Source organism: Aerococcus sp. NPDC058936, from assembly GCF_042741995.1.
In the GTDB taxonomy this organism is placed as follows: domain Bacteria; phylum Bacillota; class Bacilli; order Lactobacillales; family Aerococcaceae; genus Aerococcus.
The window spans coordinates 110,135-131,516 of record NZ_JBHYKZ010000001.1; the positions used below are offsets into that span (position 1 = coordinate 110,135).

At 40.2% G+C, this 21,382-nt stretch carries 22 protein-coding genes; all 22 read left to right on the forward strand.

Annotation, left to right across the window (positions count from 1 at the left end):
* The first annotated feature begins 123 nt into the window (after positions 1–123).
* On the forward strand, positions 124–444 hold the full coding sequence (gene trxA, locus ACFW0C_RS00510) for a thioredoxin (protein WP_378104413.1): 321 nt from the start codon (positions 124–126) through the stop codon (positions 442–444).
* Positions 445–466: 22 nt separating this feature from the next.
* Positions 467–772 carry a rhodanese-like domain-containing protein gene (locus tag ACFW0C_RS00515; protein ID WP_378104415.1) on the forward strand — a complete coding sequence of 102 codons (306 nt, stop codon included), beginning with the start codon at positions 467–469 and terminating at the stop codon, positions 770–772.
* Positions 772–2,424: an FAD-dependent oxidoreductase gene (locus tag ACFW0C_RS00520; RefSeq protein WP_378104417.1), complete on the forward strand. Its 1,653-nt coding sequence runs from the start codon at positions 772–774 to the stop codon at positions 2,422–2,424. The genes ACFW0C_RS00515 and ACFW0C_RS00520 overlap by 1 nt, the downstream gene beginning before the upstream one ends.
* Complete coding sequence (locus ACFW0C_RS00525) at positions 2,424–2,720, forward strand: rhodanese-like domain-containing protein (protein ID WP_378104419.1); 297 nt, start codon at positions 2,424–2,426, stop codon at positions 2,718–2,720. The genes ACFW0C_RS00520 and ACFW0C_RS00525 overlap by 1 nt, the downstream gene beginning before the upstream one ends.
* Positions 2,720–2,980, forward strand: a complete 261-nt coding sequence (locus ACFW0C_RS00530) for a metal-sensitive transcriptional regulator (protein WP_016896863.1) — start codon at positions 2,720–2,722, stop codon at positions 2,978–2,980. The genes ACFW0C_RS00525 and ACFW0C_RS00530 overlap by 1 nt, the downstream gene beginning before the upstream one ends.
* A 374-nt stretch (positions 2,981–3,354) precedes the next feature.
* Positions 3,355–3,780, forward strand: coding sequence for a GNAT family N-acetyltransferase (locus ACFW0C_RS00535; RefSeq protein WP_378104421.1), 426 nt, complete (start codon positions 3,355–3,357; stop codon positions 3,778–3,780).
* A 546-nt stretch (positions 3,781–4,326) separates the two neighbouring features.
* Positions 4,327–4,818, forward strand: coding sequence for an LURP-one-related/scramblase family protein (locus ACFW0C_RS00540; protein ID WP_378104422.1), 492 nt, complete (start codon positions 4,327–4,329; stop codon positions 4,816–4,818).
* A 211-nt stretch (positions 4,819–5,029) separates the two neighbouring features.
* On the forward strand, positions 5,030–6,391 hold the full coding sequence (locus ACFW0C_RS00545; RefSeq protein ID WP_378104423.1) for a Y-family DNA polymerase: 1,362 nt from the start codon (positions 5,030–5,032) through the stop codon (positions 6,389–6,391).
* Positions 6,384–6,854, forward strand: a complete 471-nt coding sequence (locus ACFW0C_RS00550; RefSeq protein ID WP_378104424.1) for a hypothetical protein — start codon at positions 6,384–6,386, stop codon at positions 6,852–6,854. Before ACFW0C_RS00545 ends, ACFW0C_RS00550 begins: the two co-directional genes overlap by 8 nt.
* Positions 6,855–7,002: 148 nt before the next feature.
* On the forward strand, positions 7,003–9,624 hold the full coding sequence (gene clpB / locus ACFW0C_RS00555) for an ATP-dependent chaperone ClpB (RefSeq protein WP_378104426.1): 2,622 nt from the start codon (positions 7,003–7,005) through the stop codon (positions 9,622–9,624).
* 195 nt (positions 9,625–9,819) lie between these two features.
* Positions 9,820–10,431, forward strand: coding sequence for an NfeD family protein (locus ACFW0C_RS00560; protein WP_378104428.1), 612 nt, complete (start codon positions 9,820–9,822; stop codon positions 10,429–10,431).
* Positions 10,424–11,431 carry a flotillin-like protein FloA gene (floA, locus tag ACFW0C_RS00565; RefSeq protein ID WP_290491058.1) on the forward strand — a complete coding sequence of 336 codons (1,008 nt, stop codon included), beginning with the start codon at positions 10,424–10,426 and terminating at the stop codon, positions 11,429–11,431. The genes ACFW0C_RS00560 and floA overlap by 8 nt, the downstream gene beginning before the upstream one ends.
* Positions 11,431–12,306, forward strand: coding sequence for a hypothetical protein (locus ACFW0C_RS00570; RefSeq protein WP_378104431.1), 876 nt, complete (start codon positions 11,431–11,433; stop codon positions 12,304–12,306). The genes floA and ACFW0C_RS00570 overlap by 1 nt, the downstream gene beginning before the upstream one ends.
* 52 nt (positions 12,307–12,358) lie before the next feature.
* On the forward strand, positions 12,359–13,114 hold the full coding sequence (locus tag ACFW0C_RS00575) for a sugar phosphate isomerase/epimerase family protein (RefSeq protein ID WP_378104432.1): 756 nt from the start codon (positions 12,359–12,361) through the stop codon (positions 13,112–13,114).
* 170 nt (positions 13,115–13,284) lie between these two features.
* On the forward strand, positions 13,285–14,427 hold the full coding sequence (gene tgt, locus ACFW0C_RS00580; protein WP_111857246.1) for a tRNA guanosine(34) transglycosylase Tgt: 1,143 nt from the start codon (positions 13,285–13,287) through the stop codon (positions 14,425–14,427).
* 171 nt (positions 14,428–14,598) lie between these two features.
* Positions 14,599–14,982, forward strand: a complete 384-nt coding sequence (gene yajC / locus ACFW0C_RS00585) for a preprotein translocase subunit YajC (protein WP_378104434.1) — start codon at positions 14,599–14,601, stop codon at positions 14,980–14,982.
* A gap of 53 nt (positions 14,983–15,035) precedes the next feature.
* Complete coding sequence (locus ACFW0C_RS00590; protein ID WP_378104437.1) at positions 15,036–15,317, forward strand: post-transcriptional regulator; 282 nt, start codon at positions 15,036–15,038, stop codon at positions 15,315–15,317.
* 352 nt (positions 15,318–15,669) lie between these two features.
* Entirely contained in the window at positions 15,670–16,317 is a 648-nt protein-coding gene (locus ACFW0C_RS00595; protein WP_378104440.1) for a metal-dependent transcriptional regulator, read from the forward strand.
* Between the two features lie 39 nt (positions 16,318–16,356).
* Positions 16,357–17,631: a DNA polymerase IV gene (gene dinB / locus ACFW0C_RS00600; protein WP_378104441.1), complete on the forward strand. Its 1,275-nt coding sequence runs from the start codon at positions 16,357–16,359 to the stop codon at positions 17,629–17,631.
* Positions 17,632–17,670: 39 nt separating this feature from the next.
* Positions 17,671–18,990, forward strand: coding sequence for a DRTGG domain-containing protein (locus ACFW0C_RS00605; RefSeq protein WP_378104442.1), 1,320 nt, complete (start codon positions 17,671–17,673; stop codon positions 18,988–18,990).
* 68 nt (positions 18,991–19,058) lie between these two features.
* Positions 19,059–20,021: a bifunctional oligoribonuclease/PAP phosphatase NrnA gene (locus ACFW0C_RS00610; RefSeq protein ID WP_378104443.1), complete on the forward strand. Its 963-nt coding sequence runs from the start codon at positions 19,059–19,061 to the stop codon at positions 20,019–20,021.
* A 261-nt stretch (positions 20,022–20,282) separates the two neighbouring features.
* Complete coding sequence (locus ACFW0C_RS00615) at positions 20,283–21,356, forward strand: BMP family protein (RefSeq protein ID WP_378104445.1); 1,074 nt, start codon at positions 20,283–20,285, stop codon at positions 21,354–21,356.
* Positions 21,357–21,382: the final 26 nt, after the last annotated feature.

Consider the following 21,382-nt stretch of genomic DNA (forward strand, 5'->3'; position numbering starts at 1 on the left):
TGATGCAGGCTGGAGGTATCTTGCGGTGACGTCCATTTGTTAAAGGTAGGTATGATTTAGCGCCAAGTACATTTTCAGTGTAAAGAAATCCCAAACCAAAGATAAATAGAGAGGAACAACCAAATGACAGTAAAAGTGACTGATCGCACTTTAGTATCCGAAGTACAAGAGGGGATTACATTAGTCGATTTTTGGGCGCCTTGGTGTGGACCATGTAAAATGCTAGGACCAGTATTAGAAGAATTAGCAGCAGAGTTTGCGCCTAAAATTAAAATTGCAAAGTTGAATATTGACGAAAATAAGGAAACAGCCAGTCAACTGGGTATCATGAGTATTCCGACTATGGTTTTATATAAAAATGGTCAACCGGTCGAAAAAATAGTTGGCTATCAACCAAAAGAAGTACTGAAAGAGTATTTAACGGAAAAAGTAACCATGAAATAATCGTCTATTGAGGAGAAAAAATATGTTTTTTAAAAAATTGCCTACGATTTCAACCACTGAATTGGAAAAGAAATTAGCCGATAAACCGCAAATTATTGACGTGAGAGAACCATATGAATTTAAAAATGGTCATATTCCAGGAGCAAAAAATATACCATTGTCTAAAGTTCCTAACTACACACCTAAAGCTCAAGTTTATGTAGTGTGTCAATCGGGGATGCGTAGTAAACGAGCAACGAAAATGTTACTGAAACAAGGACATGATGTTATTAATGTCCGTGGCGGCATGATGGCTTGGACAGGCGCAACAAAAGGAGGTAAAAATTAATGAAAATTGTCATTATAGGTGGTGTAGCAGGCGGAATGTCTGCCGCTACAAGGTTAAGACGGTTGAATGAAACAGCAGAAATTATCGTATTAGAAAAAGGGCCTTATGTGTCATTTGCGAACTGTGGTTTGCCTTATTATATCGCTGGAGAAATCGATGAACGGACGGATTTGTTAGTTCAAACGCCAGAAACTTTGCAAGCAAGATTCGATTTAGATGTGCGACCAAATAGTGAAGCTATTTCTATCGATTCCGATAACAAAGAAGTGGTCGTGCAAACTGATCAAGAAACATACACGCTGGGGTATGATAAATTAATCTTATCCCCAGGCGCAAAACCATTCATTCCTCAAGCAAAGGGATTAGAAGAAGCAGAGAATATTTTTACCTTACGTTCCGTTCCCGATGTCGATGCGATTGCCAACTTTATCAATATACACGACGCAAAAAAAGCAGTGGTCATAGGTGCTGGATTTATTGGGCTAGAAATGGCAGAAAGTTTAGCCCATCGAGGAATGTCAGTTACTATTGTGGAGAAAGCACCACATGTACTACCGCCTTTTGATGAAGAAATGGCAGCTTATATAACGAAAGAATTGATAGCTAATGGTATAAAATTGTATACAGGATTGGCTGCTGAATCATTTGAAGAAAAAGGTAAAATCGTAGTATTAGAAAATGGAGAACGCTTGGAGAGTGACATCACTTTAATGTCTGTCGGTGTAAAACCAGAAACAACGGTAGCTTTAACAGCCGGTGTCGAAACAGGTTTACGCGGCGGGATAGTCGTTGATGACCAATATGAAACTAGTCAAAAAGATATTTACGCCGTGGGGGATGCGATTGTCGTTAAACAGCAAATCAACGGAGCAGACACAATGATTGCATTGGCTTCGCCAGCTAACCGTCAAGGCCGTCAAGTGGCTGATGTCATTAGCGGATTAGACCGTAAAAATAAAGGTAGCATAGGGACAGCGATTGTACGAGTGTTCAAATTGGCAGCAGCGTCGACCGGTTTGAATGAACGCCAATTGCAACAAGCGGATGAGGCATACGAAGTGATACACATTCAAGGTAAAAGTCATGCTGGCTATTATCCTAATGCAAAAACCATTGTATTAAAGTTATTGTTTCATCCGACCACAGGTAAAATTTATGGTGCTCAAGCCATCGGAGAAGATGGTGTAGATAAACGGATTGATATCATTGCTACAGCTATTAAAGCAGGAATGACGGTGCAAGATTTGCCGGAATTAGAGTTCACTTACGCCCCTCCATTTGGCTCTGCTAAAGATCCTGTTAATATGGCTGGGTATGCAGCTTTAAATCTTATGGAAGGCATTAGTGAGTCTATTCAATGGTATGAATTAGAAGACAAGCAAGCAGAAGGATATTTACTGTTGGATGTTCGAAATGAAGGTGAACTGAAATCCAACGGACGCTTAAAAGGTGCAGTCAATATTCCTTTAGATAGTTTGCGAGACCGTATGGCGGAGTTGCCCAAAGATCAACCGATTATTGTCAGCTGTCACAGTGGACTGCGTAGCTATGCAGCAGAAAGAATATTAAAACAAAATGGCTACCAAGCCAAAAATTTAGATGGCGCATTTGCTCTTTACTCAACTGTAAAACCAGAAAAGGTGGTAAAATAATGTATCAATCAATATCAATGTCAGAATTTGAACAAAAATGGAAAGAAAATAATCTTCCTTTAGTAGACGTTAGAGAAATCGACGAATGGGAAAATGGTCACCTGGACGGCGCAATCCATGTTCCTTTAAGTAATCTTTCAGCTGAAAAAAATAAATTGGATAAAAATCAAGAGTATTATGTAATGTGTCACTCCGGAGCGCGTTCTTCAATGGCTTGTCAACAATTATCACAAGAAGGATACAAAGTGATAAATGTAATGGGCGGAATTTCTGCTTGGAATGGAGAAATCGTTTAATGGAATACGATAAAAAAATTGTGAACCGTTTGAAACGTTCTGACGGTCAATTGCATGGCGTTTTGAATATGATGGAAGAAGGAAAAGATTGCGTAGATATTGTGACTCAATTATCAGCGGTTCGCTCTAGTATCGATCGTACGATTAGTTTAATTGTTGCTGAAAATTTAGTAGAATGTGTGCAAGAAAATATTAAAGATGGCAGCACAGGTGAAGAGCGTATTCAACAAGCCATTCAGTTACTAATGAAGAGTCGCTAGGCTTGTGTTATAGGTTTGGACATCAAAAAGAGCGGTTATAGGAGTTGTTTTGGCTTTTAATAATTAACGATGAAAATCATAATTTCTGATTCCGTAACAAACGAATAAGAAAAAATATGCTTACCAAACACAAGCATAAAAATTTACTCGATATTTTTGCGTATTCACCAATAAGGTGTTTATCTATATTTTTTAAACGTTTTGTTTGTATAGTTAATGATTGACATTAAATTCTAACTTTGATATATTACTTTCACATCGGAGGATGAATTAAGTCAGTAGATAAATTCTTAAATTCAAACCGGATAAGATGACTAGTTTAATTAGTTATCTTATCCGGTTTTTTGTATTTAAAGAAAGTGAGGATATAATTTATGGAAATAAAAGAAAGTGATTATATAGAAAATAAAAATATTACAAAAACAGAGCTTGATAAGTATACAAAAGAAATCTTCCCTGAATTAGATAACGAATCAAAAGAGTTTAGTTTTCTTTATGAGGAGAAGGGAAAAATTTTAGGAAGGATTGTTGGTTTCCAACACTGGGATCATATTCAAATAGAATTATTTTTTGTTTCGAAAGACGCACGAGGCAAGGGCGTGGGCATAAGTTTATTTTCTAAGATAGAAGAACTAGCTAAACAAAATAAAGTATCTTATATTTTATTAGAGACGATGAGTTTTAATGCACCAACCTTTTATGAGAAAAGAGGATTTGAACTTTTAGCAACAATAGAAAATTCTCCTGTAAAAAATGAAAATAGATTTTTTTATATAAAGAGATATTCATACGAATCTTAATCATAGGGGAGAATGAAAAACATTATTTAATGATTAGGAAGACTAAAAAGCCCTCAAAATTGATTTTGAGAGCTTTGAAATTTTTATAGTATATTTATTTTGAAAGTTAACATAGTCGAATATTATACTAAGTTCCAGTATTATCAAGGGTTACAGACGGTGAGATTGTGAAAACGGACTTGTCTACCTAAAATAAAAAAGCAGCACCTTGATTTAAAAAGTAGCTGCTTCTTTTTGGTTTATATATTTTTAATCAATAAATATAGGCCAATAAGAAGTAAGGATAGGGTCAAGAAACCATGGACGATTTTTGTCGATTGAAATTCTTTGGGGTATTTAAATAAGAAGATATACCCGTTAACGAAACCGGCGACAACGAGCAAGATAGCGAAAATGGTTAAATACATAATAACTCCTTTACGATAATGAATTCCTTTTCCAATTATACCTTAGATTTCGGTCTTTGGTACGAGGGTTACGGTGTGAATTTCCGCTAGTATAAAGGTATAATTAACTATAAGTTAAGAAGGGGAAGGTTGATAAACCATGAAATTATACATGAAAAACCAATTACTATCGTTGAAACGTGACTTTAATTTGAAGAATGAAGATGGCGATCCTGTTTATAAAATCAAGAATAAATGGCTGTCAATTGGCCAACAATTTCGCATTATTGACCTGGTGCAAGATAAAGAAGTGGCGCAAGTGAAAGAGCAAATCATTGATTTGATGCCAACGGTCGATGTGTATGATGAAAATAATGACAAGGTAGCTGAAATTCGCAAGAAGATTTCTTTATTTAGAGATAACTACAAGGTCACGTCCTTGGATTGGGATGTGAAGGGGAATATCCTTGATTTTGATTTCCGTATTACGGATGAAAATGGCGACCGGATTGCCCGCATCGATCGCAAGTTGATTTCAATTCGCGATACTTTTGTGATTGATATTGAAGACCATGTGCCAGCAGACGTGGTGCCGATTATTTTAGGTGTGGTGATGGCGATTGACTTAGTAGTTGAGCGCGAAGAAGAGTAAGACGAAGAAGATAAAAAAGGAAGACTAAAATTGTATTTAAATAGTTAACTGAGGAGGCTGCGACCGTATGGATCGTGGCCTTTTTATTTTCCTTTCAAAATTTCCTTCGAAACCACTTGTATTTACCGAACGTACGTTCTATTATTAATGGGAACATACGTTCTGTTTTTAAGGGCGTAAATTTAAATGTCTAAGCGAAGGAGGGCTAAAGATGTTTGCGAATAATGTAACGTTTGACTATTCAAAGGAACCTAGCCGCGATATTTTGTGTATTGATTGTAAGTCATTTTACGCCTCAGTGGAGGCAGTAGAACGTGGTTTAGACCCATTAACGACCAAATTAGTTGTCATGTCCTACCATGATGAGGCTGGCGGTCAGAGTAGGGGATCGGGGCTTATTTTGGCTAGTTCACCAGCCGCTAAGAAAGCCTTTAATATTTCCAACGTGACCCGGGCCCGCGATTTACCTTATCCCTATCCAGATGATTTGGTGATTGTCCAACCGCGCATGCGGGTTTATATGGAGAAGAACCAAGAAATTAACCGGATCTATAAAAGCTACGTGGACGAAGCTAACCACCACGTGTTTTCAGTGGACGAAAGTTTCCTAGATGTGACCGATTCATTCAAACTATTTAAGGTCAGTAGTGCCTACGAAATGGCCCAGAAAATTCAAAAGGATGTCCATGACCAGACCGGTATTTATACAACGATTGGTATTGGCGATAACCCGTTTCTAGCTAAAGTAGCCCTAGATATTGGCGCAAAAAAGGAGGGCGACATGATTGCTGAATGGCGGTATGAGGATGTCCCGGATACCCTTTGGCAGATTGCTGATTTAACAGAAGTGTGCGGTATTGGTCACCGAATGGCCCGCCGGCTAAAGGGGATGGGTATTAATAATGTCTACGACCTTGCCCATTCTTCGTATCACGTATTAAAAGATAAATTAGGGGTCATTGGTGCCCAACTTTATGCCCATTCGTGGGGCGTAGACCGGTCTTTTCTCGGCACCCCTTATACCACAAAGGACAAGTCTATCGGCAACAGTCAAGTGCTCCCAAGAGACTACACCGACAAGGACGAAATTGCTGTCGTCGTCAAGGAAATGGCTGATCAAATTGGGTCTCGTTTAAGGCGGGCTGGCGCGCAAACACAAGTCGTCGGTCTTGGCTTAGGCTATTCTATGGGCTACTTTGATGCAAGTGGTAAAAGGGGTATTCATAAGCAAGTTAAGGTAATACCGACTAATCAAAGTAAGGTGATTGCTGAAGTGGCCTTGTACCTGCTGTCCTTACTCTATGATGATCAAGTAATTCGGCATATTTCTTTATATAGCGGCAACCTTGTTTACCATCGAGCAATTCAATTAAATTTATTTGAAAGTGAAAATAATCAAGTAGCGGATATGAAAACAGATGTGATTGTAGATACCATCCGTAAGAAATACGGTTTTAAGAGTTTGGTCTATGCCTCGTCTCTTAAAGCTGGCGGTCGGGCAATTGACCGGTCTAGTTTGGTCGGCGGACATGCTGGTGGTATGGCGGGTATCGAAGGTGAGGCGCATGGCTAAGCGTCTTGAACCTTGGGAACTCCCGAACGCTACAAGACGAGCCCAATTGTCTTGGTTGAAAAAGCAACGACACCCAAGAACCCGTAAATATTTTACGCCTTATAACGAATACGAAGACCGGACCTTTGGTATGAAGTGGGCTACTGCTTATGCCATGGATGAATTGGTCAAAGGCATTCAAACCAACCATAAGGATGCAGCTAAGGCATCTATTCCATTGCCAGAGATGACCAGGGAAGAGGTTGACCAAGTCTTGCAGGAAGCTTGGTTAAACCACTATCCTGTTTCTATTCAATTGTCTTTGAAAGATCATTTAGGCCGTTACCTTGATCATATCTTTGGTTGGTTTAATGGGGAGAGTAATTATTTCTATTTTTTAATCGGTAGTCAGAAGATTTTGTGGGATGATGTGCGCCATATTGAATTGGTCAAAGAAAGTAAGTGGTCACATATTGACCTTTAGTTTGATGTTTAGAGTCAAGTATTAGTGTAATACTGATATATCAAGGTTTCTGAAGGTTAAAAAAGGCAAGAATATCACTAATAAATGTTTGACCTTTACTGACCTTCTTGCTATACTATATACATAAAGTGAAAAGGAGAGATGTGAAATGGCAAACATGGAAATGACTACAACCTTACAAGAGGCTATCGCAAATGCCCAACAAATTGCTGTGACACGTAAACATCAAGAAATTGGGATTCCCCATATGTTTACAGCGTTGGTGCAACCTGGAAACTTTGCTTATGACTTTTATGAAGATTTAAATGTGCCAATGGCAGAACTTACAGAAGAACTAAACCGTGAATTAGATGCGGTACCAGTGGTCCAAGGTACAAATGTACAATATGGCCAAGGAATATCACGTGGTTTGGGTGAATTGATTCAAAAAGCCCAAGCGCGTGCAGAAAAACAAGGTGACGAATTCTTAGCCACCGAAATGGTGCTAGCGGCACTGAATGATGTCGCTTATACAGACCTTGCAAAATGGTTTAAAAAACATCAAATTACCGCCAAAGCAGTAGAAGAAAAAATTGAAGATTTGAGAAAGGGTGATCGTGTGACAAGTAAACAAGCAGAAGAAAATTACGAAGCTTTAGAGAAATATGGCGTCGACTTAGTCGAACAAGTTAAAGCAGGTAAAATGGATCCTATCATCGGACGTGATGAAGAAATTCGTGATGTGGTCCGTATCTTGTCTCGTAAATCTAAAAATAACCCGGTCCTAATTGGTGAACCTGGTGTAGGTAAAACCGCTATCGTTGAAGGTTTAGCCCAACGTATTGTGAAAAAAGATGTCCCTGACAACTTAAAAGACAAAACAGTCTTCTCACTAGATATGGGTGCCTTGATTTCAGGGGCTAAATATCGGGGTGAATTTGAAGAACGGTTGAAAGCTGTCTTAAACGAAGTTAAAAAGGCAGACGGACGGATTATCTTATTTATCGATGAAATCCACAACATTGTAGGTGCCGGTAAGACTGAAGGGTCAATGGACGCTGGGAACTTACTTAAACCGATGTTGGCTCGTGGCGAATTGCACTGCATTGGTGCTACAACCTTAGATGAATACCGTCAATACATGGAAAAAGACAAGGCTTTAGAACGTCGTTTTCAACGTGTCTTAGTTAAAGAGCCAAGTGTTGAAGATACTATTTCAATCTTACGTGGTTTGAAAGAACGATATGAATTGCACCATGAAGTAACGATTCATGACCAAGCTTTAGTAGCAGCAGCTGAATTGTCAGACCGCTACATCACTGACCGGTACTTACCAGATAAGGCCCTTGATTTGGTGGATGAAGCTAGTGCTGAAATCCGCGTGCAAATGAATTCATTGCCAACAGAATTAGACCAAGAACGTCGTCGTTTAATTCAACTAGAAATTGAAGAGAAAGCCTTACAAGCAGAAAAAGATGAGGCAAGTAAACGCCGGTTAGCTGACCTTCAAGAAGAGTTAGCCGAGGTCCGTGAAAAAACTAATCAATTAACCATGCAATGGCAAGTTGAAAAAGGCGGTATGTCTGAGATCAACGCTAAACGTCAAGAAATTGACAATGCCAAACATGCTTTGGAGCAAGCGGAAAATGACTACAATCTTGAAGAAGCAGCCAAATTACAACATGCGATTATTCCAACTTTGGAACAAGAATTGGCAGATATGGAAAAAGCCTACCACGAGCATGCAGACAAGAGTGCTGACCGTTTGGTAGAAGAATCTGTAACTGAAGACTCTATCGCAGCAGTGGTTTCAAGAGTGACTGGGATCCCCGTGACTAAATTAGTCGAAGGGGAACGTGAAAAATTACTTCATTTAGATGACACCTTACATGCACGTGTCGTAGGTCAAGATGAAGCAGTTGATAGCGTGACAAATGCGGTATTACGTTCACGTGCCGGTGTTCAAGATCCAAACCGCCCGTTAGGTTCATTCTTATTCTTAGGACCGACTGGTGTTGGTAAAACTGAGTTGGCTAAAGCCTTAGCTGAAGCCATGTTTGATTCAGAAAACAACATGGTCCGTCTTGATATGAGTGAATACATGGATAAAATCAATGTGACCCGTTTAATCGGGGCAGCGCCTGGTTATGTTGGTTACGAAGAAGGTGGCCAATTAACTGAAGCCGTCCGTCGTAATCCATATACAGTGGTCTTACTAGATGAGGTCGAAAAAGCCCATCCAGATGTTTTCAATATCCTATTACAAATCTTAGATGACGGTCGCCTAACTGACTCACAAGGTCGGATTGTAGACTTTAAAAATACCATCATCATTATGACAAGTAACTTAGGATCAGATGCCTTGTTAGACGGTACTGATGAAAACGGGGTAATCGATGATGAAGCAAGAGAAGCTGTTCAAAGTGCTTTAAAAATGCACTTCAGACCTGAATTCTTAAACCGTATCGATGACACTATCTTATTCAGACCATTATCACACAATGATATGGACGGTATCGTACGCAAGATGTTAGCACAATTAAGCGATCGCTTAGCTAGCCAAGAAATTATGGTAACATTTAGTGATGAATTGGTGAGCTGGATTGGTGACACTGCTTATGATCCACAATTTGGTGCACGACCATTGCGTCGTTTCATCACCAACCAAGTGGAAACACCAGTAGCACGTGCCATCATTGCAGGTACGATCAGTAAACAACAGGCAGTGAATATCTCAATTGATGAAAATCATGAAATCACCTTTGATGTGACCCCATTAGACCAAAATTAAATCTATATAAAAAATAAGTAATTAATCAATCAATTCTCCACAAACTAGGCATACTACTTGCCAGCTTGTGGAGAATTTTTTATTGCATACGTCTATTTTCAGGCAGGAGAAACTGTTGGGCCTAAGCTATCATTATGAAAGCGGTCTTTCAGTATGGTAAAATATATAGTATAGAAGATGGATGGAGGTGGAGAAATGGAGACAGTATTATTTTCCATTGGTATCCTAGCCATTATCGCTGGAATGATGACGCGTCATTATATGCTTGGAGGCATTGTGGGCGCGGGATCCTTCTTATTGTATTTTGGTTTGTATGACAATGGGTCTTGGTTGTCGCTGGTGCTTTTCGCTTTAGGGACAGTCTTGATTATTTCCGAAGTATTTTTACCTACTTACGGAATATTGGGTGTCGTAGGTTTGTTGATCGGTGCCTGGGGATTGATGGGACAGACTGCTGATATCGGCGACGCGATGGTAGATTTAACTATCGGTGTTGTTGTGGGTATCGTGGCCTTTTATATTTTAGTCAAGTTGGGTTACCGGATTCCTTTTAACGATCAAATCGTACTGAATACATCTTTGAATCGGGAGCGAGGATATCAATCGCAGAGTGTGTCTGTTGCAGATTATGTTTCGCAAGAGGCTGTGACGCTTACGCCACTGAGACCGACTGGGAAGGCAACTTTCTCGGACGGTAATATCTTGGAAGTGATGAGTGACAATGAAGTGATTGGTAGTGATGAACGGGTGGTTGTTGTGAGGATTCGTAACAATCAATTATTAGTAAGGAGAGTGAACCATGAGTAGTTCGTATGGAAATGATACAAGTATTTGGGGGATTTTAATTTTAGCCATCATTATTCTAGTCGTTTTAACGCTGTTCTTTACCTTTGTGCCAGTTGGCCTTTGGGTAACAGCTTATTTCTCAGGGGTAAAAGTGGGGATTGGCGATTTAGTCGGTATGCGTCTACGTCGTGTAAATCCAAATAACATTATTAAACCTTTGATTAAGGCGACAAAAGCCGGATTAACCATTGATTTAAATGATTTAGAAGCCCACTATTTAGCAGGTGGGGATATCAATATGGTCGTGGATGCCTTAATCGCAGCCCAACGTGCCAATATTGACCTAGAATTTGAACAAGCTGCGGCTATTGACTTAGCAGGTCGTGACGTGTTTGAGGCCGTTCAAGTGTCCGTAAACCCTAAAGTGATTGAAACACCGATTATTTCGGCGGTTGCGATGAACGGTATTGAAGTGCGCGCGAAAGCCAAAGTAACTGTTCGTGCTAATATTGAACGTTTAGTTGGGGGTGCTGGTGAATCTACTATTATCGCCCGTGTTGGTGAAGGTATTGTAACCACCGTTGGTTCTGCGGCGACACATTCAGAAGTCTTGGAAAACCCAGATGCCATTTCACAAACTATTTTGCGAAAAGGTTTAGACTCCGGTACAGCATTTGAAATTCTATCGATTGATATTGCGGATGTAGATGTAGGTCGTAATATTGGGGCTAAACTACAAGCAGAGCAAGCGGAAGCGGACAAACGAATTGCCCAAGCGAAAGCTGAGGAACGTCGTGCGATGGCCGTTGCCCAAGAGCAAGAAAATATTGCGAAAACCCAAGAAATGCGTGCGAAAGTAGTGGAAGCACAATCTCAAGTACCAGAAGCCTTAGCTGAGGCCTTTAGAAACGGTAAAATTGGGGTAATGGATTACTACAATATGCAAAATATTCAAGCAGATACGAAGATGCGTGAAAGTCTTTCTGAAGGAGATTCTGAACACAATTCAGGTGATCAATAATGGAACTGATTGCAATTCTTTTCTTCATATTTGGACTGACGCACAGCTTTTACAAGGATTATCGAAAGAAGCTGGAAGCAGAAGAGAAGGCGGCGGCGAAACGATTTGATGCGTCCAACCAGCCTTCGCGGATGAGTGAAAATGGCGTGGATCGACAAAGGAACACGCGCCAAACGCAAAATACTAGTCGCGGTAGACAGCAAGAGGACAAGAAACCAAAAACTTTGACGGATTATCTAGCTAAAGCGCAAGCGTATTTAGATGAAATTGATTCGGATGCGCAAATGACTTTTGAAGAAGTGAAGGCTGAAAAGGTTCAAGCTAAAAAGCAGAATAAGCAAAAACGAAATGCAGGTCAACAAAATCGAAGTCAGCAGTATGCTAAACAAAATCAAGCTATGCGGGCCCAGAAACGTCAACACCAACATGCAACCTTAAAGCAAGCTGAGGGCGGTCAAAGTACCGCGCTTGCTGGTGAGGGGACCGGTTGGGATGAGTCGGATGTATATGCTGACGGTCGTGGCTATTCTACAGAAGGTCGTGGCTCTAATGAAGGTTCTGTATCTGAAACTGCAATGTCGAAGGGTAATTATTTAAACCAAGAAATAGCTGTCAGTGACCTCGAATTAGGGAATGCATTGCAGCAAATTGATGAAATGTATGACCGTGAGGCGGACCGTTTGGATAGAGAGTTAGGCCGATTGTTTAAGGAAATGGAAGATCCAGGTAAAGATTTACATGTGACGACTGAAAGCAAGAAAAAATCACGAAATCCACGCGAAATGTTAGCTTTATCTAATCAAAATGACCTAAAACGTGGTATATTATTAAAAGAAATACTGGACAAACCAGTAGCTAAACGTCACCAAGCCTAGCTTGGTGATTTTAGTTTATTCGAATTTTTAGATCGGAAAGGATGTATCAATAATGATCTGGGTTTTAAATACAATTGCTTATGGTGACTTGCTGGCACAAGATGATTTTGGGCAATTAGACATGATTGATTCTGTTAAAGGGTTAGGTTTTGACTATATTGAATTGAGAAGTGAGTACTTTGACGGTTCAGACCAAGAATTGGCCGACTTAAAGGCTGCAAACAAAGAAGCGGGCTTAACTGTTTTCCTTTCTGTGCCAGCAACTCTATTTGAAGAAGGTTTGGTGAACCCTGAATTAGAAAAATTCTTTGAATTGGCTCAAGCGGTGGGCGCTGTACAATTGAAGGTCAACTTAGGTACCTACAGCCCAGAAACAGTGGCTGAAGATATGACCCTAGTCAACAACTTAATTGATCGTTTCGGCATTTCCCTAGCCTTGGAAAATGACAACGTGCAAGCAACAGGCGCTAGCAATTACTTTAAAGCCTTTTTACAAGATAATGGCAACGACAAAGTGGGTATGTGCTTCGATGTGGGCAATTTCTTATATTTCAATGAAGATCCAGTAGCAGCGGTGAAAAATGTCTTACCACTGGTCTATTATGTCCACCTAAAACAAGTGGAACAAGCGACAAATACTAGTCTAGCAGGCTTATCAGTCGGGGATGTGGACATTTTTGCTGTCTTAAAGGAGGTAGACCAAGCCATTCCGGTTGCGGTTGAGTGTCAATATAAAGCTTCTGATATTTCTGAAGTTGAAGGACAAATCAAAAATGATATCGAAAATATCCTATCTGGCTTAAATTAGAAAACAGCTAGAAATGCCTATGGGCTAGTTTGTGGACCTTGCTTGCAAGGCAGATGCATGTTAACATTGTTTGGTTGTCAATATGTTGGACTAGGTAGAAATCTAGTCATACACACATCGCTTATGTTGATACATTTTGTTGTTTGTGTGGTAGAAAGAAAGGAATTCTAATGACGAGTAGTGCATTAAAATATACATTACATAAAAAAGAAAAGCATACAGGTGCGCGTTTAGGCCAAGTGGAAACACCACATGGTACAATCGAAACACCGGTGTTTATGCCTGTTGGTACGCAAGCATCTGTAAAGGCTGTGTCTCCTGAAGAGTTAACGGATATGAATGCCCAAATCATTCTGTCAAACACTTATCATTTATGGTTACGTCCAGGTGATGACCTAGTCAAAGAAGCGGGTGGCTTACACCAATTCATGAACTGGGACAAACCAATTCTAACCGATTCAGGTGGATTCCAGGTGTTCTCGCTGGCAGATTCTCGAAAAATTGAGGAAGAAGGGGTTACCTTCAAATCTCATTTAGACGGTAAAAAGTTATTCTTATCTCCGGAAAAAGCCATCCATATCGAAAACAACTTGGGTGCGGACATCATTATGTCATTTGACGAATGTCCAGACTTCAACCACGACCACAACTATGTTGAAAAATCGATTCACCGTACAACGCGTTGGGCTGAACGTGGTTTAAATGCCCACCAAAGACCCAATGATCAAGCCTTATTTGGCATTTTACAGGGTGCTGGCTACAAAGATTTACGCCTACAACATGCCAAAGATATGATTGGTTTAGACTTCCCAGGTTACTCAATTGGTGGTTTATCAGTTGGTGAATCAAAAGAAGATATGTACAAGGTTTTAGATTACCTAACACCTGTCATGCCTGAAGATAAACCGCGTTACCTAATGGGTGTGGGTAGTCCGGATGCCTTGATTGAAGGGGTCATCCGTGGTGTTGATATGTTTGACTGTGTATTGCCTACTCGTATTGCACGTAACGGGACTACCATGACTAGTCAAGGCCGTGTGGTTATCAAAAATGCTCAATACGCTCGTGACTTTACGCCATTAGATCCAAACTGCGACTGCTACACTTGCCGTAACTACACACGTGCTTACATCCGTCACTTATTAAAAGCCAATGAAACATTTGCGCTGCGTTTAACATCGATCCACAACTTGCATTTCTTAATCAATTTGATGGAGCAAATTAAAGACGCCATTCGCGAAGACCGTCTATTGGACTTTAGAGACGAATTCTTCTTGCAATATTACGGTAAGGTTCAAAAAACCGCCTTCTAGGTCAAGCCCTTTCTTTTGAAAAAGGGCTGAGTGCGGTCTTGCTAAAACTTTTGCCGCATAAGGCTAAACTTATGTAAATAACGGGTACTTTATGGTACGATTATGCTAATGATGAAAAAAAATTAAGCGTTCATATGTGAACAAATAATCAAACAGGAGGTTATGCTTATTATGGGATTAGGAACAGTATTATATATCGTTGTTTTAGTGGCTTTAATGTACTTCATGTTAATTAGACCACAACAAAAACGTCAAAAAGAAACACAAGAAATGATGGCTGCAATGGCAGTTGGTGATTCAGCAGTAACAATCGGTGGGTTACACGGTGTCATTGCTGAAATCGATGAAACTAAAAACACTATCACTTTAGACTGTGAAGGTGTCTACTTAGTATTTGACCGTCGTGCGATTGCGCGTACACAAAAAGCTGACCCAATGAATACTGAAATGGCTAACGATATCATGAGCGATGCTGCTGAAGAAGAAGCACGCGAAAATGATGTTATCATTGAAGATGTAGAAGCAGGCGACCAACAAGAGGACGATCAAATCTAGTCAAAGCAACTGCTTGATTCAGAATGATTGAACCTTTCGTTACGGAGGCCATTATGAAAGTTTCGAACTTTGAATTCCTCTGTCTTCGTCCATGGTTTCATTCAAAATCTCAAAGTATTAAAAAACAAGGGTATAATGGGATAGAATGGCAAGACATTGAAGAATATTTTAAAGATTTTGCGTGGAAACGTCAGGCACCAAAGAAATTTAGGGCCCGTATTCAAGAAATCAAGAAATTGCACGCAAATGACTATTTAGATTATGCAAAACTACAAGCGACCGTATATGATGTTCATCCGCTAGATGAAATGAATATCGACGACTTGTTAAAATAGCATGATTTCAAAAATGAAAAATGGAGAAGGGTATGACGATGTGTCATGCTCTTTTTGATTATATGAATGACTATTGAATAGAGATTAGTAACAAGTCAATCATATTGATTAATTTATAATAGTAAACCTTCAACTTTCGCTTTTCCTATTATTGCCTTAGATGCAGTAAGGCCGGCATTAGCCACGGTCTAGTGCCTCGTACTTTTGGACGTTAAAGAAACGTGAAGTATTTCAATTCAAAACATTTTTTTTAGGTATATCTATAAAAATAAAGTAGGTAATTTCCAAAAATACCTAAAAATAAGGTATAATAGTACTAATGAGCGTAAGCATTGAGGAAAGGTGATTAACCATGTCTAAAAGTAGAGAAGATTATATGAAAGTCATATTTGAGTTCGGTGGCAAGATGGACCGTGTAGGCAACAAAGCCATTAGCGAAGCCTTAAATATTTCCGCAGCCTCTGTAACTGAAATGATTTCTAAATTACAAGAAGAGGGTTGGGTCACTTACATTCCTTACCAAGGTGTCCAATTAACTGAAGAAGGCATTAAAATGGGTGCTTCTTTAGTACGTCGTCACCGTTTATGGGAAATGTTCTTATATGAAAAATTAGGTTACAACTGGGATCAAGTTCATGCGGAAGCTGAACAGTTAGAGCATACTGGGACAGAGTTCTTCATTGACCAGTTAGATGAATTCTTAGGTAAACCTGTATACTGTCCGCACGGTGGGGCTATTCCTGATAAGGATGGCGTGATGGCTAAAGAGGCTACGGTGCCTTTAGCTGATTTAGCGGTTGGTGATAAGTTTAAAATCCAACGTGTAACAGATGATAAAGATTTATTAAACTACCTAGATAAGTTAGATATTAAACTAGATAAAAAATATACAATCGATGAAATTGAACCTTTTGACAAATCATTTACGATTTCACGTAAAGGGGAATCAATTGTATTGAATCCTAAGGCGACTGTGAATATTTTTGTCGACGAAGACTAATCATCACAAGTAACCCAGTGTTTAAAGGGGGTAGGTGTCATGCGCACGATAGGGATATTATCATTTGAGGACCCAAAAATTGATGGGTCGAGGAAAATATTACATGTCGATATGGATGCTTTCTTCGCCTCGGTTGAACAAAGGGATAATCCTGCTTATCGGGGAAAACCGGTGATTATTGCCCGCCATCCAAAAGAGAATTCGGGTAAGGGTGTTGTATCAACGGCTTCTTATGAAGCGCGTAAATACGGTGTCCACTCAGCCATGTCTGCGGCTGAGGCTTACCGCTTATGTCCGCAAGGGATTTTTGTGTCGGGCAACTATGCCTTATATCGAGAGGTATCAGAACAAGTACGGGAAATTTTCAAGCGGTATACAGATATTATTGAACCCCTTTCCATTGATGAAGCCTTTTTAGACGTCACTGACAATAAGAAGGGAATTCCTTACGCCATGGACGTGGCCAAGGAAATCCAAGAAACCATCTATAAAGAATTGAATTTAACTTGTTCGATTGGGGTGTCTTATAATAAGTTTATTGCCAAATTAGCGTCTGACTATCAAAAACCTTTTGGTATGACGGTCATTACACCTAAACGAGCGATTCCCTTTTTAGAGCAATTGCCAATTGAAGATTTCTATGGGGTCGGGACACGGTCAACCGAAAAAATGCATGAACTGTCTATTTATACAGGCGCAGACTTGAAGAAATTATCACAAGATGAATGCATTCAGTACTTCGGAAAAGCTGGTTTGGCCTTGTATGAAAGGGTCCGCGGTGTTGATGACCGGCCGGTTAAAGTTACCCGGATCCGTAAATCGATTGGAAAGGAGCGGACCTTTTATCCTTTCCTTTACCATGATAATGAGGTGGAAGAAACCTTGCGTAAGCTAGCTAATTCTGTGTCTGATGCCTTGGGTGAAAAGGGCATGCACGGAAAAGTGGTGACTTTGAAGTTTCGGAATGCGGATTTTGAGACGGTTACACGGCAGACGTCACTTGTGGACGCCATTTCAGATAGCCAGGATATTTATTTCTACGCCTTGGACCTATGGCAAACATATGGGGATGTCAGTCAAGGAATCCGGTTGCTTGGAATTACGGTGAGTGATTTGTCGCAGTTAGCTTTTGAAAATATTCGCTTGAATTTATATACCAATGAAGCAAAAGAAGCGGGAACGCTGGCCTACAAATCCAACACATTATTATCAGAGAATGAAGATATATATGAAAATAAAAATATAAAAGAAGATGCAGCAATTCAACCTGCCCCAGATCAGACGTCATCTAAAGAAGAGAATGATGACGACTAGAACCGAATGGGTCAGATTTTAAACGGAGGTGCAATGCCAATGGCAACTAAACACGAACAAATCATACAATATATTCAAAACCTCCCCATTGATGCCAAAATTTCGGTTCGGTCTATCGCACGCAATTTGAAGGTATCAGAGGGGACAGCTTATCGAGCGATTAAATCGGCTGAGAACTTGCATTTAGTGGCGACCAAAGAGCGGGTGGGAACCGTCCGAATTGAAGAAAACGAAAACCGCCGCATGCACCATTTAACCATCGAAGAGATTATCCAGGTAACGGATTGTCAGGTCTTGGGTGGGGCTTCAGGTGTGAGCCGTCAGGTCCGTAAATTTATTATTGGCGCCATGGAAGCGGACGGGATGCGTCGTTATATCGAACCAGATTCCTTGATTATCGTTGGTAACCGTGATGAAATTCAACGGATTGCCTTGGAGAATGACGTCGCTGTCTTAATATCGGGCGGCTTTAAACCCTCAGATGCCATTGTGGACTTGGCTAACAAGCGGGAAGTACCACTTTTAAGTGTCAACTTCGATACCTATGCAACGGCTACTTTAATCAATAAAGCGATGATAGAACGGTCTATGCAGAAGGATATTTTACTTGTTGAAGATATCTACATTCCGCTTGAGCAAACGCAATTTTTATACACGGATGACACGATTACGGCCTACCGGCAATTGTCAGAAAACTCGGGGCATACCCGTTTTCCAATTTGTGAAAGAGATGGTAAGTTAGCGGGGATCTTAACAGCTAAGGATATCTTAGATTTCGCACCGGATACCCCTTTAGCTAAAGCCATGACACCAACGCCGATTTCGGCTAAAAAGCCAATGAGTGTTGCTTCAATTACACATATGATGATTTGGGATGGGTTAGAAATACTACCGGTTGTGGATGAAGAGGATTATTTACAAGGCATCCTATCTAGACAAGATGTCTTACGGACTTTACAGTATACCCAACAAACGGAACAGAGTGAAAACCGGATTGAGATGCTATTAGCTGATAAGTTGAAATTTGTTGCACAAAATGAGGATATGACAAAAGCTCGCTACCGATTTCTAAGTGATGTTTCATTAACGAATGATTTCGGTGCCTTATCTAATGCCTTACAACATAGTATTATCCAACTATCGGTTAAACAATTTGTCAAGAAGATGCAAGATAAATCAATCGTTGTCGATAAGGTAAGTGCATATTATTTAAAATTAGTACCCTTACAATCTACCATCGATATCGTCTTAGAATTCTTAGATGTTTCTAGACGGTCTATGGAGATTGATATTACGGTTTACCACGGCAAGCAAGTGATGACTAAAGCCTTGGCAAGTGTGAAAACACTGACCAATTAATGACGAATCTGTCAATCAAGGGTATAATGATAAAAGAGAAAATTTTTAGGACTTAGAAAGAGGTCAACATGTTAGATAAAATATTAGCGGCAATTGAGGCACATGATACTATCATTATTCATCGCCATGTTCGCCCAGATCCGGATGCATTAGGTTCGCAAATGGGATTAAAGGCAGTTTTGGAAGAAACTTACCCACATAAAGATATCTACGCAGTAGGGCAAGATGACGATTCATTAGCAGAATTTGGCGATATGGACGATATTTCGGATGATACTTACAAGCATGCACTTGTTATCGTGAACGATTCAGCTAACCGACCACGGATTGATGATCAACGGTATAAAAAAGGGGCGACCCTTGTCAAAGTTGACCACCATCCGAATGATGATCCATACGGGGACTTTATGATCGTTGAGCCAAGTATCTCATCGACCTCAGAATTATGGGCATCTATTGTTTTGCGTGAGGACAACAAGTTGCAAATGAATGATGAAGCAGCTAAATGCTTCTTCTTAGGAATTGTAGGGGATACTGGTCGTTTCTTATATGACAACACAACCCGCGATACTATGCACATTGCCGGTGAATTATTGAACTACGACTTCCCAGCTTCTGAATTGATGCAAGAATCGAATACACAAACTATTTCTCAAGCTCGCTTGCAAGCTTATGTCCTACAAAACATGAAATTGTCAGCACAAGGGACTGTGAATTCAGTTTATATTTCACAAGATTTACTGCAGTCGCTTGATTTAACAGCCAATGAAACCTACCAAATAGTCCAAATTCCAGGAACGATTGAAGGGGTTATTACTTGGGTAACCTTTATCGAACAACCAGATGGTAAAGTGCGTTGCCGAATCCGCTCTAAAGGGCCAGCAATCAACCATATTGCTGCACAACATGATGGTGGTGGCCACGAGAAAGCCTCAGGCGCTAACGTTTATTCTTCAGAGGAGAAAGACGAATTATTAGCTCAACTAGGTGAAGTGGCTATGAAATACCGTCGCGACCAATTTTTTGACTAATAGAAAAATAGGCTATAGCTTTCAAGACCCCAACCTGGATGTAAAATTCAGTTGCGGTCTTTTTTTGTTCGGCTTTACAAAGTGAATCGGCTATTTTACTGAAATTATAGCGTGTAAATGTGTAATATAACGAACGATAATAAATAAAACCATTTATACATATGGATTTAGTAATAAAACTATGCTAAAGTAATGGGGTAAAGAAAAGAATAATGCGAATAAACGAACATTACCGTTTTTCGTTGGGAGGAAAATCAATTCATGTCTTCAACATTTAAGACCATTCTTATTTCAAGTGCTGCCTTACTTTTAGTGGCCTGCCAAGGGCAAAATGCCGGTACGGATGCCAATGCTGGCACAGCGTCATCATCCAGTTCACAAGCGAGTGAATCAACAGCTACCGATGCCTTATCAATCGGTATGGTAACCAATGAAGGGGGCGTTGATGACCGGTCGTTCAACCAATCTGCTTGGGAAGGGCTACAAGCTTGGCAAGCGGAAACTGGGGCCAAGGTCCAATACTATGAATCACCTGATCAATCTGAATTGATCCCTAATTTAAATGTTGCGGTTGCAGACCAATACGATATTATCGTTGGTCTTGGGTATACAACTGCAGAAGCCTTAAGTGAAGTGGCCTCGCAAAATCCTGATCAAAATTTTGCTTTGATTGATGGGGAAGTTGACCTAGACAATGCGGTATCTATCGCCTTTAAAGACCAAGAATCTGCCTTCTTAGCTGGAGTTGCGGCTGCTTTAACTACAGAAACGAATCAAGTTGGTTTTATTGGTGGGACTAGAATCCCAGTGATTGACCGTTTTGAAACAGGTTTTAAAGCGGGTGTTGCCTATATTGACGAGAATATTGAAGTAGAAAGCCAATATACGGAATCATTTAGCGATGCCTCTAAAGGACAACAAATTGCTAATGCAATGTATACCCAGGGGGTTGACGTGATTTATACAGCTGCTGGTGGGTCTGGTAACGGTGTTTTCACTGAGACCCGTAACCGTCTAGAAGCAAATCCAGAAGAGCAATTATGGGTACTTGGCGTTGACCGAGATCAAACTGACGAGGGCGAGTGGACTGGCGGAAACTTTACCTTAGCATCGACCCTTAAAGATACCGGCGCCGCCATTATTGCTTTAGCTGAGGAAACGAGAGACAATGCCTTTCCTGCAGGTGAAAGTTTAGCTTATGGCTTGGAAAATGACGGCGTTTCGCTAACTCAAGGACAATTGTTAGATGAAGAATGGGCGCAAATTGAAGAAGTAAAAGCTGCGATCATCGCCGGTGACATTCAAGTGCCAGAGTTCACTTACTCTGAAAGTTAGTTTGCTTATAAGGCAATTGAAACCAG

What these genes read in the sequence shown, in the direction of transcription:
- trxA (WP_378104413.1), top strand. Translation starts at nt 124, where the DNA reads ATGACAGTAAAAGTGACTGATCGCACTTTAGTATCCGAAGTACAAGAG.
- ACFW0C_RS00515 (WP_378104415.1), top strand. Translation starts at nt 467, where the DNA reads ATGTTTTTTAAAAAATTGCCTACGATTTCAACCACTGAATTGGAAAAG.
- ACFW0C_RS00520 (WP_378104417.1), top strand. Translation starts at nt 772, where the DNA reads ATGAAAATTGTCATTATAGGTGGTGTAGCAGGCGGAATGTCTGCCGCT.
- ACFW0C_RS00525 (WP_378104419.1), top strand. Translation starts at nt 2,424, where the DNA reads ATGTATCAATCAATATCAATGTCAGAATTTGAACAAAAATGGAAAGAA.
- ACFW0C_RS00530 (WP_016896863.1), top strand. Translation starts at nt 2,720, where the DNA reads ATGGAATACGATAAAAAAATTGTGAACCGTTTGAAACGTTCTGACGGT.
- ACFW0C_RS00535 (WP_378104421.1), top strand. Translation starts at nt 3,355, where the DNA reads ATGGAAATAAAAGAAAGTGATTATATAGAAAATAAAAATATTACAAAA.
- ACFW0C_RS00540 (WP_378104422.1), top strand. Translation starts at nt 4,327, where the DNA reads ATGAAATTATACATGAAAAACCAATTACTATCGTTGAAACGTGACTTT.
- ACFW0C_RS00545 (WP_378104423.1), top strand. Translation starts at nt 5,030, where the DNA reads ATGTTTGCGAATAATGTAACGTTTGACTATTCAAAGGAACCTAGCCGC.
- ACFW0C_RS00550 (WP_378104424.1), top strand. Translation starts at nt 6,384, where the DNA reads ATGGCTAAGCGTCTTGAACCTTGGGAACTCCCGAACGCTACAAGACGA.
- clpB (WP_378104426.1), top strand. Translation starts at nt 7,003, where the DNA reads ATGGCAAACATGGAAATGACTACAACCTTACAAGAGGCTATCGCAAAT.
- ACFW0C_RS00560 (WP_378104428.1), top strand. Translation starts at nt 9,820, where the DNA reads ATGGAGACAGTATTATTTTCCATTGGTATCCTAGCCATTATCGCTGGA.
- floA (WP_290491058.1), top strand. Translation starts at nt 10,424, where the DNA reads ATGAGTAGTTCGTATGGAAATGATACAAGTATTTGGGGGATTTTAATT.
- ACFW0C_RS00570 (WP_378104431.1), top strand. Translation starts at nt 11,431, where the DNA reads ATGGAACTGATTGCAATTCTTTTCTTCATATTTGGACTGACGCACAGC.
- ACFW0C_RS00575 (WP_378104432.1), top strand. Translation starts at nt 12,359, where the DNA reads ATGATCTGGGTTTTAAATACAATTGCTTATGGTGACTTGCTGGCACAA.
- tgt (WP_111857246.1), top strand. Translation starts at nt 13,285, where the DNA reads ATGACGAGTAGTGCATTAAAATATACATTACATAAAAAAGAAAAGCAT.
- yajC (WP_378104434.1), top strand. Translation starts at nt 14,599, where the DNA reads ATGGGATTAGGAACAGTATTATATATCGTTGTTTTAGTGGCTTTAATG.
- ACFW0C_RS00590 (WP_378104437.1), top strand. Translation starts at nt 15,036, where the DNA reads ATGAAAGTTTCGAACTTTGAATTCCTCTGTCTTCGTCCATGGTTTCAT.
- ACFW0C_RS00595 (WP_378104440.1), top strand. Translation starts at nt 15,670, where the DNA reads ATGTCTAAAAGTAGAGAAGATTATATGAAAGTCATATTTGAGTTCGGT.
- dinB (WP_378104441.1), top strand. Translation starts at nt 16,357, where the DNA reads ATGCGCACGATAGGGATATTATCATTTGAGGACCCAAAAATTGATGGG.
- ACFW0C_RS00605 (WP_378104442.1), top strand. Translation starts at nt 17,671, where the DNA reads ATGGCAACTAAACACGAACAAATCATACAATATATTCAAAACCTCCCC.
- ACFW0C_RS00610 (WP_378104443.1), top strand. Translation starts at nt 19,059, where the DNA reads ATGTTAGATAAAATATTAGCGGCAATTGAGGCACATGATACTATCATT.
- ACFW0C_RS00615 (WP_378104445.1), top strand. Translation starts at nt 20,283, where the DNA reads ATGTCTTCAACATTTAAGACCATTCTTATTTCAAGTGCTGCCTTACTT.